General features: G+C 39.6%; 15 protein-coding genes. 11 read left to right on the top strand and 4 right to left on the bottom strand.

The window, feature by feature from the left end:
* Positions 1–4 precede the first annotated feature (4 nt).
* Positions 5–1,099: a glutamate 5-kinase gene (gene proB / locus ACOMCU_RS08765; protein WP_010859122.1), complete on the bottom strand. Its 1,095-nt coding sequence runs from the start codon at positions 1,097–1,099 to the stop codon at positions 5–7.
* 366 nt (positions 1,100–1,465) lie between these two features.
* Positions 1,466–1,849 carry a hypothetical protein gene (locus ACOMCU_RS08770; protein WP_010859123.1) on the bottom strand — a complete coding sequence of 128 codons (384 nt, stop codon included), beginning with the start codon at positions 1,847–1,849 and terminating at the stop codon, positions 1,466–1,468.
* A 345-nt stretch (positions 1,850–2,194) separates the two neighbouring features.
* On the opposite strand from ACOMCU_RS08770, the gene ACOMCU_RS08775 reads away from it, so the two are divergent.
* Both ACOMCU_RS08775 and ACOMCU_RS08780 read left to right on the top strand, forming a co-directional pair.
* Positions 2,195–2,818, top strand: a complete 624-nt coding sequence (locus tag ACOMCU_RS08775) for a LysE family translocator (protein WP_010859124.1) — start codon at positions 2,195–2,197, stop codon at positions 2,816–2,818.
* A 15-nt stretch (positions 2,819–2,833) separates the two neighbouring features.
* On the top strand, positions 2,834–3,631 hold the full coding sequence (locus ACOMCU_RS08780; RefSeq protein ID WP_421049958.1) for a DUF3658 domain-containing protein: 798 nt from the start codon (positions 2,834–2,836) through the stop codon (positions 3,629–3,631).
* Between the two features lie 117 nt (positions 3,632–3,748).
* On the opposite strand, the gene ACOMCU_RS08785 is transcribed toward ACOMCU_RS08780, so the two are convergent.
* Positions 3,749–4,675 carry a LysR family transcriptional regulator gene (locus ACOMCU_RS08785; RefSeq protein WP_421049959.1) on the bottom strand — a complete coding sequence of 309 codons (927 nt, stop codon included), beginning with the start codon at positions 4,673–4,675 and terminating at the stop codon, positions 3,749–3,751.
* A gap of 302 nt (positions 4,676–4,977) precedes the next feature.
* On the opposite strand from ACOMCU_RS08785, the gene ACOMCU_RS08790 reads away from it, so the two are divergent.
* Together ACOMCU_RS08790 and brnQ are read left to right on the top strand one after the other, a co-directional pair.
* On the top strand, positions 4,978–5,730 hold the full coding sequence (locus ACOMCU_RS08790; protein WP_010859127.1) for an alpha/beta hydrolase: 753 nt from the start codon (positions 4,978–4,980) through the stop codon (positions 5,728–5,730).
* A 416-nt stretch (positions 5,731–6,146) separates the two neighbouring features.
* Complete coding sequence (brnQ, locus tag ACOMCU_RS08795; protein ID WP_421049960.1) at positions 6,147–7,499, top strand: branched-chain amino acid transport system II carrier protein; 1,353 nt, start codon at positions 6,147–6,149, stop codon at positions 7,497–7,499.
* A gap of 108 nt (positions 7,500–7,607) precedes the next feature.
* On the opposite strand, the gene ACOMCU_RS08800 is transcribed toward brnQ, so the two are convergent.
* Entirely contained in the window at positions 7,608–8,366 is a 759-nt protein-coding gene (locus ACOMCU_RS08800; RefSeq protein WP_421049961.1) for an SDR family oxidoreductase, read from the bottom strand.
* Between the two features lie 193 nt (positions 8,367–8,559).
* Here ACOMCU_RS08800 and ACOMCU_RS08805 point away from each other — a divergent pair, with 193 nt between their 5' ends.
* The 7 genes from ACOMCU_RS08805 to ACOMCU_RS08835 all read left to right on the top strand — a co-directional run bounded on the left by ACOMCU_RS08805 (position 8,560) and on the right by ACOMCU_RS08835 (position 14,563).
* Positions 8,560–9,126: a TetR/AcrR family transcriptional regulator gene (locus tag ACOMCU_RS08805; RefSeq protein WP_421049962.1), complete on the top strand. Its 567-nt coding sequence runs from the start codon at positions 8,560–8,562 to the stop codon at positions 9,124–9,126.
* A gap of 91 nt (positions 9,127–9,217) precedes the next feature.
* Positions 9,218–9,721 carry a DUF4275 family protein gene (locus tag ACOMCU_RS08810; protein ID WP_421049963.1) on the top strand — a complete coding sequence of 168 codons (504 nt, stop codon included), beginning with the start codon at positions 9,218–9,220 and terminating at the stop codon, positions 9,719–9,721.
* A 286-nt stretch (positions 9,722–10,007) separates the two neighbouring features.
* The gene (locus ACOMCU_RS08815) at positions 10,008–10,610 is read left to right on the top strand and encodes a TetR/AcrR family transcriptional regulator (protein ID WP_010859133.1); all 603 of its coding nucleotides are present in this window, start codon (positions 10,008–10,010) and stop codon (positions 10,608–10,610) included.
* A 54-nt stretch (positions 10,611–10,664) separates the two neighbouring features.
* On the top strand, positions 10,665–11,537 hold the full coding sequence (locus ACOMCU_RS08820; protein ID WP_421049964.1) for an alpha/beta hydrolase: 873 nt from the start codon (positions 10,665–10,667) through the stop codon (positions 11,535–11,537).
* The gene (gene lpdA, locus ACOMCU_RS08825) at positions 11,524–12,918 is read left to right on the top strand and encodes a dihydrolipoyl dehydrogenase (RefSeq protein WP_421049965.1); all 1,395 of its coding nucleotides are present in this window, start codon (positions 11,524–11,526) and stop codon (positions 12,916–12,918) included. Before ACOMCU_RS08820 ends, lpdA begins: the two co-directional genes overlap by 14 nt.
* Before the next feature lie 792 nt (positions 12,919–13,710).
* Positions 13,711–14,025: a PadR family transcriptional regulator gene (locus ACOMCU_RS08830; protein WP_010859136.1), complete on the top strand. Its 315-nt coding sequence runs from the start codon at positions 13,711–13,713 to the stop codon at positions 14,023–14,025.
* A 1-nt stretch (position 14,026) separates the two neighbouring features.
* Complete coding sequence (locus ACOMCU_RS08835) at positions 14,027–14,563, top strand: DUF2812 domain-containing protein (protein WP_010859137.1); 537 nt, start codon at positions 14,027–14,029, stop codon at positions 14,561–14,563.
* Positions 14,564–14,577: the final 14 nt, after the last annotated feature.

Genomic DNA, 14,577 nt, shown 5'->3' on the forward strand with positions numbered 1-14,577 from the left:
CTCCCTAATTGCTTTGTATTTTGAGCCATTTATCTCGGTGAATCACTTCGATTGGGTATTTCGTTAACTCATCCGTACGTTTTCCCATGGCATGTGCTAGCTCAAGGGATGAATACAATACCTCGCCACGTCCAAGTAAGCCATTCTCACTGTACACTTCAACTACGTCTCCATGTTCGAAATCACCTTCGACACGAAATACACCTGCCGGTAACAAGCTTTTGCCGTTAGCTAACAGTGCTTGTTCGGCACCGCTATCTATAAAAATTTTACCAGAAACTTCCGTAAGTGCAATCCACTGTTTATTATTCGTTAAGACAGCAAGTGCCTCATGCTCCACATACGTACCATCTCCACGGCCATCCACGATATCGACAAGTTTACTGGCACCATGACCCGTACCTATAAACACCTTGACGCCTGCATTTAAGGCAGCTCGAGCGGCCAATAATTTAGATTCCATGCCACCAGTACCGACTTTAGAACCCGCACCGTCTGCAAAACCAAGCATTTCATCTGTCACCTCTGTCAAACGATCAATGCGCTTGGCATGTGGGTTTTTATTTGGATTGGCATTATATAAACCATTAATATCAGTCAAGATTATGAGTTGGTCTGCATGGACAAGTCCACTAACTAAAGCGGAGAGCATATCATTATCACCGAACGTTAATTCACTAACAGACACCGTATCATTTTCATTAATGATAGGGAGTATGGAGCGCTCTAATAGTTCCTCAAAAGTTGCATAGGCATTTTTATAGCGTTCCTTTTTGGAAAAATCAGTACGTGTCAATAAAATTTGAGCAGGTACGATATCATAAATGCTAAATAAAGCATGATAGGTTTGAATAAGAAGGCTTTGGCCTACAGCGGCAGCAGCCTGTTTGCCCTTTACCGTTACAGGACGAGAGGGGTAGCCAAGCTGTTTAAAGCCCGCCGCCACTGCACCAGATGACACAAGCAATACTTCATGACCGCATTTTTTTAACTCGGCAATTGCTTGGACATGATCCATTAAGCGCACCTTATCAATTTCGCCTTTTGCATTAGTTAAGGAGCTACTGCCAATTTTTACGACGATTCTCTTTCTTTCCATCTCAATTCCTCCCGTTCGCCATTTACTGAATAACATAAAAAAACCCTTCCGTCCTAGAAATTAGGACGAAAAGGTTTGCTTTCCGTGGTACCACCTACATTGAATGCCCATAGACATTCCACTTTTCTCATAACGCTTGAGACTGCGCCTAGTTTGGCTAGGACGTTTTACGAAGGAGGTTCTTTAGTCTTTCTTGTACAATGTCTTGCAGCCAATGGACATCGTTCTCTTGCCAAGCAGTGTCTAGTTACTAGTCTTCGCACGCTTTTTTATAGTAATTGAATAAAGAATGCACTACTTCTGGGTGTCTGTCAAGTTGAAAAGAGAAGTTAATAGAAAGTTGCGAAAAAACAAGGAAGTTTGAGACTATTTATACCACCAAATTGCGATGATCAAGGGAAGCATTGCCAACATCATCACAAAGAAGCTCCAAAGAATTTGCTTGCCCGTCGTCATATTTTTTGGCTTAATGCTTAGTTTTTCGTATAATTGGTTGATTGCACGTTGTTCTTTTGCATATAACATGGATTGAAAGTCGTCGTAATCCTGGATATAGGTAGATGGGGGTCTTGGGCTAAAACGCAATTTTCGAATGTCCTCGGTAATTTCTTTATCGCCCATCCAATAAGACATAACAGGCGCTAATCCAGAATTTTGAATGGCCTGAACGTCGATATCATGCGTCCTCATTTTATAACAAACGTCACCATGCTCGTTTTCAAATTCTATCACAATATCACTCACTGCCACTGTCGATCACCTCTTTCTAAAATACAATGGAAATAAATATATATATCATTAGTATCTATTATAATGGATTGAACGAGAAAAGTATTGCGCAAACGAGCATAATGGACTGTGTGAAGCTAATAATCTCATGTCAAGGTGTCGTATGATCAGTACTACAATCTCACTGAACAAGAACGCCGCTGTCGACGGTGCGCTATGATACACAATAAAACTGCTAAATAGGGCGAAAAATTCTGGATAAAGTCATAAACTTACCTCTTAAGGTGACAAGTTCATGTAGTATAATGAGAATTAAACCATTCTAATAATGGTTCTTTCTAAAAGAAATGGAGAGAAGGGGAAATTTTGGAGTTTTCAACGTTATTTGCATTTTTAGGAGCGGCAATCATCCTAACTTTAATGCCTGGACCAGATAATTTATTTGTCCTTGCGCAAAGTATTGCACAAGATAAAAAAGCAGGATTTGCGACTTCTCTGGGCTTATGTACAGGTTTACTTGTTCACATTAGCGCGGCAGTTCTCGGTATTTCGGCCATTATTTATCAATCGACGGTGATTTTTTCTATCGTAAAATTTGCAGGTGCAGCGTATTTATTGTATTTAGCGTGGCAGTCATTCCGTGCGAAGGGTGACCCGTTTACTCTAGAGCAACAAAATGCCCAAGCCTATGTGACATTATATAGAAAAGGGATTTTGATGAATATTTTAAACCCTAAAGTATCTTTATTTTTTTTAGCACTATTGCCCCAGTTTGTAAATCCAACGCAAGGTCATGTGGCTTTACAAATGCTTATTTTGGGTATTGTATTTTTAGTACAAGCGTTTTTATTATTTTCGTTATTTAGTATTTTTGCAGGAAAAGTACGAAAAATCATTATCGGTAAACCAGCCATTGCAAAACGTTTGAACGTTGTACAAGGTGTACTATTCACCTTTATCGGGATACAAATTGCACTGAGCAAACAATAAAAGGAGGAAATTTTCATGGCAATCTTACATATTACCTTTAGCTTATCTACACAAGGTTCAATTAAACATGCAATCCGTCAAAATCATTTACAACGAGATGAGTCGGTGATTTGTGTCAATGAAATTTTCTCGATTGGACCATTAACGACAATAGAAGAGCGCCAAAAATGGTTAGCAAGCTTTATTTTAAAAGATGAAGAAGAACGTGAATTGTATGATGACATACAAAAAGCGTGGGCAAAAAAAATTGCGGGTCTGCCTTGTGATGTGGATGTATGGATTTGGTATAGTCAAAACGCCCATGAAGAAATCGGTCTTCGCTATGTGATGAGTGAATTTGTCAATAAATGCAGTATGGTTTATGGGGTGGACGTAACAGAAGGTTTAACGCGAATACAGCCGAACAGGTCGATACGTGACACAGGACAGCTCCCTTCACATTGGTTAATGAAACTCCGCCCAGATGCCAAACGTTTTTCCGTTGAAGCGTGTCAGCGACTTGCAAAAGAATGGCATGAGCTCAAGCACAATCCAAGTACATTGCGAACTTGGGAAAATGGCATTGTCCATGTAGCAGAAGATGCATATGATTCTATCATAATAAAAGCTGCAAAAGATATTCGTGCTAATCAAGGAGAAGAATGGCTTTCCGCAATGCCTATCATTAACGAAACCTTAGGTGAAATAAATGATTATATTAGTGATGCGTTTATAGAAAACCGAATTTTTAAACTGGCCAAACAAGGACTTTTTGCAATTGACGGTGACTCGACAGATATGTATTCCTACCAAATTAAATACATAGGGAAATAATAAAAAGCGGTAAGGTGCTATTGAGCATCTTACCGCTTTTTTTGCATTATCTAAGATTTCACGCCGCACCTCAAAATTGCTTCGTTCGCTTAGGACAAAGTAGCGGAACGTTTACTGTCACTTCGAATCATTCGGCGCTTGTTTTGTGCGAACAGACGCGGATGCATCTTTGTCATAAAAATCGAATACAAATTGCTGGAATTGTCGGGCAGAAGGGGAGATATAACGATTGTCAATCCAAGCCATCCCAATGATCCGTTCACACACCATATCTTCAACATGAATTTTTACAACTTTGTTCGGATTTAAGTCTTCATCATCAGGCAACAATGAAACACCAAGACCAGCGCCTACAAAACCAGCTACGGTAGATACTTCATCGCCTTCATAAGTAATTTTTGGTTTGATGCCGGCCGCATTTAATAATCGATCAGCGGTACGGCGCAGTGCATAGCCCTTTTTTAAGAGTACAAATGTTTCATGCTCAAGTTCCTTCATTTTAATGCTTTTACGATTGGCAAGGTGATGGTCAATGGGCACCATTATATACAGCTCATCACGCCACAGCTCCTTCCAGCAAACTGGCGGTTCGGTGTCAATCGCTGCAAGTAAGCACAGGTCTAACTCGCCTGTCAGTAATTGCTTTAACTGCGAGTGTGAATAGTTTTGCGTAAAGTGAAAGCGTATATGTGGATGCTTTTGGCGAAAAGCACGGATCAAATCAGGTACGATACTTGTTCCGAGTGTATGTAAAAAGCCGAGCGACACATCCCCGAGTTCAGGATTATTGAGCTCCTGTAATTCCAATACGGCCTTTTCATATTCCTTACGCATGCGTTGAACACGATACAAGAATAATTCACCATAGCGATTTAGCATGATGGAACGTCCTTGCCGGTCAAATAAGGGGACGCCTAATTCTTCCTCGAGCTTAGAGATGGAACGACTTAGCGCAGGCTGAGAAATGGCTAATACATCGGCAGCTCGTGTCATATGCTCCAATTTTGCTACTGTTGCAAAATATTCTAATTGTTGCCACTCCATTTTTTTCACCTCCATCTATAGTATTACTGTGAGTTAACTGCATTATAACGGTAAAAGATTAGGAAGTATAGGTAACGTCAAAAAAAATTAGAAGGTGTTACCAAGTAAATTTCCATTAAATAAATTTGATCACTTTTTAAACAGGTGCAAGTGGTTGTTTTACAAGGATTCAACCTCACATCATTCATGCATGAAACACATTGAAACGATAAAAACTATAAATTGTACATTATGAATAAAGGGTGTTAAGATAGACACAGAAATTACACAAATACAAATTTCCGTGAAGGGGATATTATAAAATGAAGTTATCGAAGCCAGAACCTCTAACTATTGAGGGGGGCAAAAAAGCCGTACTATTACTGCATGGATTCACTGGTAGCACAAAAGATGTGAAAAAGCTAGGAGAATTTTTATCCAAACGTGGTTATACCGTTCATGCACCAATTTATAGTGGGCACGGGGTAGAACCTGAAGCGCTACTTGAAACAAAACCAGAAGACTGGTGGAACGATGTTGTGGAAGGCTACAACTTCTTAAAAAATAATGGTTATGAAGAAATTGCAGTTGTAGGGATTTCACTTGGTGGCGTATTCTCGTTAAAGGTAGCAGAGAAGTTTCCAGTAAAAGCATGTGTTGCTATGTGTGCACCAATTACGCGCGATAACTCAAAAGGCTTATTTACACGTTTATACCATTACGCTCGTTTATATAAACATTTTGAAAACAAATCAAAAGATCAAATCATTTCAGAATTACATGAACTACGTATTACGCCAAAAGATTCATTAGATGGTGTAACACGTTTAACAACTGAAACTCGCGAAGAATTACAAACTATTAAAGCACCAACATTAGTATTACAAGGTTCATTGGATGACGAACTATATCAAGAAAGCGCGCCATTCATTCTGAACACAGTTGAAACAGATGATAAAGAAATCATTTGGTATGAAAATTCAGGCCATATCATTACATTAGATAAAGAACGTGACAAAGTATATGAAGACGTATACAACTTCTTAGATCATATCGAGTGGTCTGTCGCAAACTAAAATAAATCAGTAGATGGATTATGAAAGATTTCATAATCCATCTTTTTTGTTTGTAATGGTTCTTAGAGAAGACATGAAAACCATTTTTGTAACCGCTTTTATTTTATCGATATATTATTTTGTTATTCTATTTTTGGTGTTAATGGAAATATATAGCATAATCAGGAGCCATAAGATGGTTGCAGGTGTATCTTGTACAATTGCTTACAACAAGGCAATCACTGCATTATTTTGCCTGATTTTTCCGATATTTTACTAATTGATTCGTTTACACGTTCATATTTGAACAATTAGCAATAATCTAAGAAAAAACTATTGTTTTTATAATAAATGCCTGATACCATTGTGGAATTGTAGTGAAGAATCGTTCTAAACTAATCATTTGCTATAGTCAACACATCTAAGGGAGCACAGTTATGCAAAATAAAATACCTTTTTCTACTTATGCAGTCATCGGCACTATGCTATTTGGGCTGTTTTTCGGAGCGGGGAATCTCATTTTTCCAATCCAACTTGGGCAATTAGCGGGGACAAACTTTTGGTTTGCGCTAATAGGCTTTCTAGTAACAGCTATCGGTTTACCGTTTTTAGGTATTTTAGCGATCGGTTTATCGGGTAGTAACGGCCTACGTGATTTAGCGAGTCGTATCCATCCGTTATTTGGCGTCATTTTTTCACTGGCGCTATATTTAACAATTGGTCCGTTTTTTGCCATTCCACGTACAGCAACAGTACCATTTGTTGTAGGCTTTGAACCATTTATACAACCAGATCATACATTGCTCTTTCTTGGGTTATTTAGCTTTGTGTTTTTTGCAATTGTCTACTATTTCTCATTAAACCCTGCGAAAATTATGGATTACATCGGAAAGTATTTAACGCCCGCGTTTTTGATCTTCTTATTTATGTTAATCATTACAAGTATTCTTTCTCCAATGGGTCATTTCAAACAGCCAATGGGTGAGTATATCGACTCTGCATTTATGACTGGCTTTAAAGAGGGCTATAACACGATGGATGCGCTGGCGTCTTTGGCTTTTGGGATTGTCGTGATCAATGCCATTAAAAGCTCAGGCATTACAGAGCCCAAAGAAATTGCCAAGGCAACTTGGAAATCCGGCATTTTTGCGATGTCATTAATGATGCTCATTTATGGGTTAATTACGTACATGGGTGCATCGAGTATTGCAGCAATCGGCACGTTTGATAATGGAGGTTTAATATTTGCAGCGGTTGCTAAACATTATTTCGGTTCATTCGGCGCGATATTATTAGCAATTATTATCGTTCTTGCGTGTTTAAAAACCAGTATTGGACTCATCACTTCTTGTAGCGAGTTTTTCCATGAGGTATTTCCGAAAGTCAGCTACAAATGGTTTGTCTTCATTTTATGCCTCGTGTCATTTACAATCGCGAACTTTGGTTTAACGAATATTATTAAATTTGCCATTCCAGTACTAATGTTCTTATATCCGCTTGCAATCGTTCTAATCTTACTTGCATTAAGCGGTTCGTTATTCAAAAATAAGCAGTCGGTTTATGCAACGGCCATGTTCTTTACCATTTTCATTAGTGTAATTGATGGCTACAGAGCATTAGTGGATAGCGTTCCTGCAGCGAAATTTGGTTTATTTGAGGCTGTAGCACAGTTGTACACTGATTTTTTACCATTTTATGATATTGGTTTAGGATGGATTTTACCGGCGCTAATCGGTGCCCTAATCGGTGCTGTATTGCCTACAAAAAACAAGTTAATACCTCAATCTTAAGGTTGTAGTATTTTGTTAGTTCGTTTTATCGATAACTTTTGACGATTAATCCTTAAGTATGAAAAAATGCACGCACTAGGCTGATCCGAGTGCGTGCATTTTTATTAACTAGTAAGCAGTCCAACCACCATCAACAGCAATCACTTGTCCGTTCACAAAGCTCGCTTCATCTGAACCTAAGAAAATAGCAAGCTGTGCAATCTCTTCTGGCTGTCCAGCACGTGGATTGATGCCTAACCCAAGCGATTGGCGAGCCGCACCGACTTCACTAATATTTGTCATCGTTGTTGCGATGTTTGTGATAACTGCCCCTGGTGCGATGCCATTACAACGAATGTTTTTATCTGCATACATAAAGGCTGTGTTTTTTGTTAGACCTACAACGGCATGTTTGGAAGCTGTGTAGGCGGCTCCTGCACGCGCACCATAAAGTCCGCCAGCTGAAATGTTATTGACAAAGACACCATGACCTTGTGCTAGGAAAATATCTGTTGCTAAACGCATGGAACGCATAACCGCTGTTGTGTTTACCGCAAACACTTTGTCCCAACGCTCATCAGAAATTTCACCTACAGGCTCCATCCCATCCATAATGCCGGCATTATTTACTAAAATATCTAATTGACCATAAGTAATTTTTGTTTCATCAAATAAGCGTTGTAGGTCTTCTGTTGAAGCAACGTTAGTTTGGATAGCAATAGCTGTGCCGCCAGCTGCATGAATACCATCAACAACTACCTGAGCACCGTCCAAATTCAAGTCTGACACAACGACTTTTGCGCCTTCTTTTGCATAACCTTCTGCGATTGCTTTTCCCATACCTGAAGCTGCACCTGTTACGATTGCTACTTTACCTTCTAATCTCATAGTTAAAGACCTCCTGTTATTTTCAAATTAACTACCGAATATCAAGATATACACGAACGATTAGATCGTGTATTGAACATGTGTTCATTAAAATCATATAATAGAGTTGTAAGTGATTTCAATATGCAGAAATCTGAGAACTGTTCAGTAATCACCACATTTGAAAAATCTGTTTAATAGGGGATGAAAAAATTTGAACGTTAACGATTTACGCGTCGTCAAAACGAAGCAAGCGCTTCATAACGCATTGCTCACATTGTTAGGTGAAAAACCTTTAGAAAACATTTCGATTGCAGAAATTTGTCGTGAGGCACAGGTCAATCGAGGTACATTTTACTTACATTATGATCAAAAAGAAAAACTATTTGAAGAATACTTTCAGGAAATAATGGCGGATCTAAATAATTCCTATGAGGAGCCTTACCGTGCTGTCACAGCTTTTAATAAAAACGAACTCGATCCAACTACTGTGCGGATTTTCCATCATATCGAGCGATTTAAGATGTTTTATCGCATTGTTTTTTCAAAAAATGTGCCACTCACTTACTATTACATGTTATTTGATGAAATCCAAACTTTGTTAAAAAGAGATTTAGCTCAAAGTAAAAACCCGGAAATTTCTATAGATTTTTATAGTGCTTATCAAGCAAATGCCATTATCGGCATGATACTTGAGTGGTACCGCCATGATTTTGCGGAAAGCGTTAGCACTTTAAATGAGCAGCTAGTGGCCATTTTAAATTTCAATATGATTCAATGACGTCTCGCGGCATAGTACCGATTCAGGTCATTATTTTGTTTTCAAACGCTGGTTTTTGTATAATTTAGTATATTTAATAAGGAGGTAGACAATGGTACGAGAAATAATTAACCACATTTTAGATAGCTTACCCGAAGAAGAACTGGAGAAAATCCATTACTTATTACAAACAATTGAAGAAGATTATTTGTTTCGCAAAAGCTTCACAGATAAAGGTGTAATAATTTCACAATGCGAAGAACCTCAATCGATCTATAAGGCATGGGACAGCGTGTTCGCCAAAAATATTAGTGAGGAAACAAAGCATAGTATTTTTTACGAGCAGTTTAAGTGGCATATTTTTAGCTATGAAAAACAACATTGCCTAAATGGAGACGAGGCACGTAAAGCTTTTGATGATGTGCCGAAGGATGAATTATTTGTAATGTATCAATTTTCATCTCATGTCCTTAAATTGAGTGCTGCGCAAGATGTCGTTGCGGCTGATTTCGATACACAGCAAGACATTTATATTTTTGACCGAGATTATACTTGGACATATGTACATACGCATGAGGAGCAATGTGGGCCTTATTTTTACAACATAAATGCATAATAGCTCGTCACTAGCTGTCCATTAAAGTAAATGGATGGCTTTTTTTATTGCGCTGACACGGGACTGACGGATAGAAAGGCTGAATTGACGGATGGAACTAGAAAAGTGACGGATAGAAAGGCTAAAGTGGCGGATAGAACTACTGAACTGACGGAAAAAGCCATTACAGTATTGCCGAACCGCTCAGGAAAGTGGATGCATGTAATTTCTGATAAATAGTACTTGAAGTTGCAGCGGATTTCCTTTATATTAAAAGAGACTAAAAGGTATCTTTTTGGAGGTTTACATGAAAAAAGGTGAAATAACGAGGCGTAATATTATTCGGAAATCTGCTATGATTTTTAACAAAAAAGGTTATATGACAACAACAATGAGTGACATCATTCAGGAAACGAATATTCAAAAGGGAGGGATATATCGACACTTTAAGGATAAAGAGCAGCTGATGGTCGAGTCTTTTCATTTTTCTACCGAAATAATGCAAAGTCATTTAATGGCGAGTGTGTCACAACACGATAATGCAACGGACAAATTAATCGCATTTGTGGAGGCCTTTTTACAATTAAGTGAAGGAAAACCGATCGTAGGTGGATGTCCAATTTTTAATGCAGCCATAGAAATGGACGATTTAGAAGGGAGTGCATTACTGCCATCGATTAACGAAGCAATCGATATGATGATAAAATGGATAATGAAAATTATTGAGGATGGAATTAGGCAGCAGGAGCTGAAGCAGTCCATACAGCCATACGACACTGCGCTATATATTGTGTCAACACTTGAAGGTGGACTCGTATTAGATCGATTAAAAAAAGATGGGCAATTGACGAAGATCATCATCAATAATTTGAGGCAATATATTTCAATAATTGCTAATGAGCGGCAGTAAAGCCGTCTTTTTTATCGTCAAAAAGAGACTATTTGGTATCTTTTAGAGGGGGTTATGATGACATACTTATTATTCGTTGCTTTTATAGTCATTATTTTATTTGTGAGAAACTATATCATTCTTCATATTTTTACACCGAAAATGAAAGCGGATAAAAAATACCCAAATTCCGCTTATGAAAACATTGAAATTGAGCTGAGTACTGGGACAATTCGAGGATGGCTTATAAAAAGTGAGCAGGCAAGAGGTTGCTTTCTACTGGTACATGGCTGGGGCTCTAATAAATCAGACATGTTACGATATGTCGATCCGCTATTAGCTAACGGTTATGACGTGGTAATTATAGATGTCCTTGGACATGGGCAAAGTGAGTCGCGACAAAAACAAGCGAGTATCGAATCGTTTGTCCTAAGTATTACATCAACGATTGATTATGTGGCGGAGAGTCCAGATATTCATAGTAAGGCAATCTATGTTTTAGGGCATTCAATGGGTGGAATCGCTGCAAGTATTGTGAATTCTACAGATGTGAGGCTACAAGCACTTATTACCGATTCTATGCCTACATCATTAAAAAGTATTAGCCAATCTATGACAAAAGTAACAATACCGTATATTCCTTTTGGCTGGCTATTTATCAGTTGGTTTTTATTGCGTGGAGGTGTTTTTATAAAAGCCAGAAAAGAATGGTGCCTAGAAAAAATAGTGAAAAACCAACAGTCTCCAGCTCTTGCCATCCACTCTATTCAGGATAAAAAAGTGCCGATTTCAAATGTGGAGATCCTAATAAATGATAGCAACTTTAAACACGTCATTAAAGTTGTCACAAAAGGTCACCATAATTGTGTAAAAGATAAATTTTTTTGGGATAATGTTTTTCATTTTATCGCAAGTAATAAGGGGGAAATAGTAGATGAGATATATTGATACGCTGGTGATTGGTGCAGGTCCAGGAGGATATGTAGCGGCTATTCGCGCTAGTCAAATGGGGAAAAACGTAACGATTGTAGAGAGAGAGTATTTAGGTGGAGTCTGCTCAAATGTCGGTTGTATCCCCTCAAAAGTGCTGATTTCAATAGGACATCGTTTTGAGCAAGCAAAGCATTCAGATGATATGGGTGTTGTTGCACAAGCAGTAAAGCTTGACTGGACAAAAGTGCAAGAATTCAAAAAAGGCGTAGTTTCAAAATTAGTAGGCGGTGTTGAAGGTCTATTAAAAGGCAACAAAATCGACATCGTGAAAGGTGAAGCATACTTCGTAGATGCAAACACTGTACGTGTAATCGATGGTGACAACGCACAAACGTACACATTCAAAAATGCAATCCTTGCAACAGGTTCTCGGCCGGTTGAAATTCCAACATTCAAATTCACTGAACGTGTCATCAACTCAACTGGAGCCCTTTCTTTACCTGAAGTACCGGAAAAATTAGTGGTCATTGGTGGTGGTTACATCGGTACAGAGTTAGGGTCTGCTTACGCTAGCTTAGGTTCGCAAGTAACAATCATTGAAGGCGGCAAAGACATCTTAGCTGGTTTTGAAAAGCAAATGACACAAGTTGTGAAAAAAAGCTTACAGAAAAAAGGCGTAGAAGTGGTTGTAGACGCATCCGCTAAAGGTGTAGAAGAAAATGAAACCAGCGTAGTTGTGACGTACGAGGTAGGCGGAGACGAAAAAACAGTTGAAGCTAACTATGTATTAGTAACTGTAGGTCGTCGTCCAAATACAGATGCAATGGGTCTCGAAGCAGTAGGTATCGAATTCGCAGAACGAGGTTTACTAAAAGTTGACAAACAATGCCGTACTTCAGTCCCAAACATATATGCAATTGGTGATATCGTAGCTGGTCCACAGCTTGCACATAAAGCTTCTTATGAAGGTAAAGTAGCTGCAGCAGCAATCGCTGGTGAAAAAACAATCGTAGATTACTTAGCAATCCCTGCTGTATGCTTCACAGATCCAGAACTTGCAACTGTTGGTTACAATGAAGAACAAACAAAATCAGCCGGTATCGAGGTGACAGTAGCGAAATTCCCGTTCACAGCAAATGGCCGTGCACTGGCACTAAACCAATCGGAAGGCTTTGTGAAACTTGTTGCACGTAGAAAAGATGGCGTATTAATCGGTGCTCAAATCGTAGGCGCTGGTGCATCAGATATGATTGCTGAAATGGGTCTTGCGATTGAAGCCGGTATGACTGTCGAAGATGTAGCATTAACCATCCATGCTCACCCAACTTTAGGTGAGATGACAATGGAAGCTGCTGAGGTAATGATGGGGAGGCCTATTCATGTTGTGAAAGCGTAATGGATATACTTCGAATACCGAATTGATTACTAAAGGGCAAGTAGAAAATTAGTCAACATAAATCATAAAAAGACCACTCAGGGATGATGAACTGTCTCCAATTGTTAGTTAATGTCTAACAATTGGGGTGCAGTTCGTGATGGGTGGTTTTTTTTACCGCATTGCTCAGGTAAGGTGCCTATCAGCTCGGGTAGCGAGTCGGACCGCTCGGGTAGAGTGTAGTACCGCTCGGGTAGCGTGCCCCATCGCTCAGGTAGAGTGTAGGACCGCTCGGGTAGCGTGCCCCACCGCTCGGGTAGAATGTAGTACCGCTCAGGTAGCGAGTCGGACCGCTCGGGTAGAGTGCCCCATCGCTCAGGTAGAGTGTAGTACCGCTCGGGTAGCGAGTCGGACCGCTCGGGTAGCGTGTCCCATCGCTCAGGTAGAGTGTAGTACCGCTCGGGTAGCGTGCCCCATCGCTCAGGTAGAGTGTAGTACCGCTCGGGTAGCGTGCCCCACCGCTCGGGTAGCGTGCCCCACCGCTCAGGTAAGCATAAGCATCGCTGTAGTGCCGCTCAAATCAGTGTTAACACCCCCGGGTCTGCTGCCGTATCCTTGTAGAAAAGGTACCATAAAGTGCACGTACCATTAAATAGAAATCGTGAACGGTACAATGGAGAGCACAATACCGCAAAGCGGAGGCTGCCACATGCAGTGAAATTTGATTTGCCGTTGACAACTATATCGGCTGCTGATATAGTTTGATTATATCGTCAGTCGATATATTGTTGGGCGATATAGAGGGGGGGTATTATGTCACAACAACATCCGCCGTTAACAGAGGGCGTTTATTATATTTTATTGGCATTATTTGAGGCAAGACACGGCTATGGCATTATGCAACTGGTTGAGGAGATGAGTAAAGGCCGAGTACAGCTCGGGGCTGGCACGATATATGGTGCCATTAAAACTTTGCTGGAACGAGGGTGGATTGAGGCGTTGGACGGTGATGGACGTAAAAAGGAATACATCATAACTGCAAGTGGAAAAAAGGTTGTAGAATACGAAATTTTGAGATTAAGGGAACTTTTTGACAATGGTATCCGTATAACGAAAGGTGATGGGTAATATGCATAAATATCGCTGGGTCTTTAATCCATATGACATAGAGAAATGGATCAATGAAATGGCTACTCAAGGCTGGCATTTGCAAAAATTTACATGGACTCGTTTTACATTTGAGCGTGGTGAGCCAGGCAGCTATATTTTCCGCCATGATGAATTAGATAGGCTTGGAGCACCATACGAGGATGATTACCTAGAATTTTTGCAAGCCTCAGGGATAGAGCTTGTCCATCGCTCTGGCAATATCGTATTTTTTAGAAAATCTGCAAGTGAAGGACCATTTGAACTTTATACGGACAAAAAAACCAAAATCAGTAACCTGTCCAAGAAAGTAACATTGTTATTATCGCTATTGCTGCTTAATTTTGTAATCGGCCTAACAGGGCTGACTGGCGACTTTTCACAGCAGGCTACGAATTGGGCGGGACTAACAATTAACATAGGGAATTTCCTAATCGTCCTATTACTGATCATTCCTTTATTAAGGCTGGTTCAATTACGTAAACAATTGAAAAAGGATCTTGATGTGTATTCAGACTAATTGAGGTGATTTTT

The organism is Lysinibacillus sp. UGB7 (assembly GCF_049058285.1).
Classification (GTDB): Bacteria; Bacillota; Bacilli; order Bacillales_A; family Planococcaceae; genus Lysinibacillus; species Lysinibacillus sphaericus_B.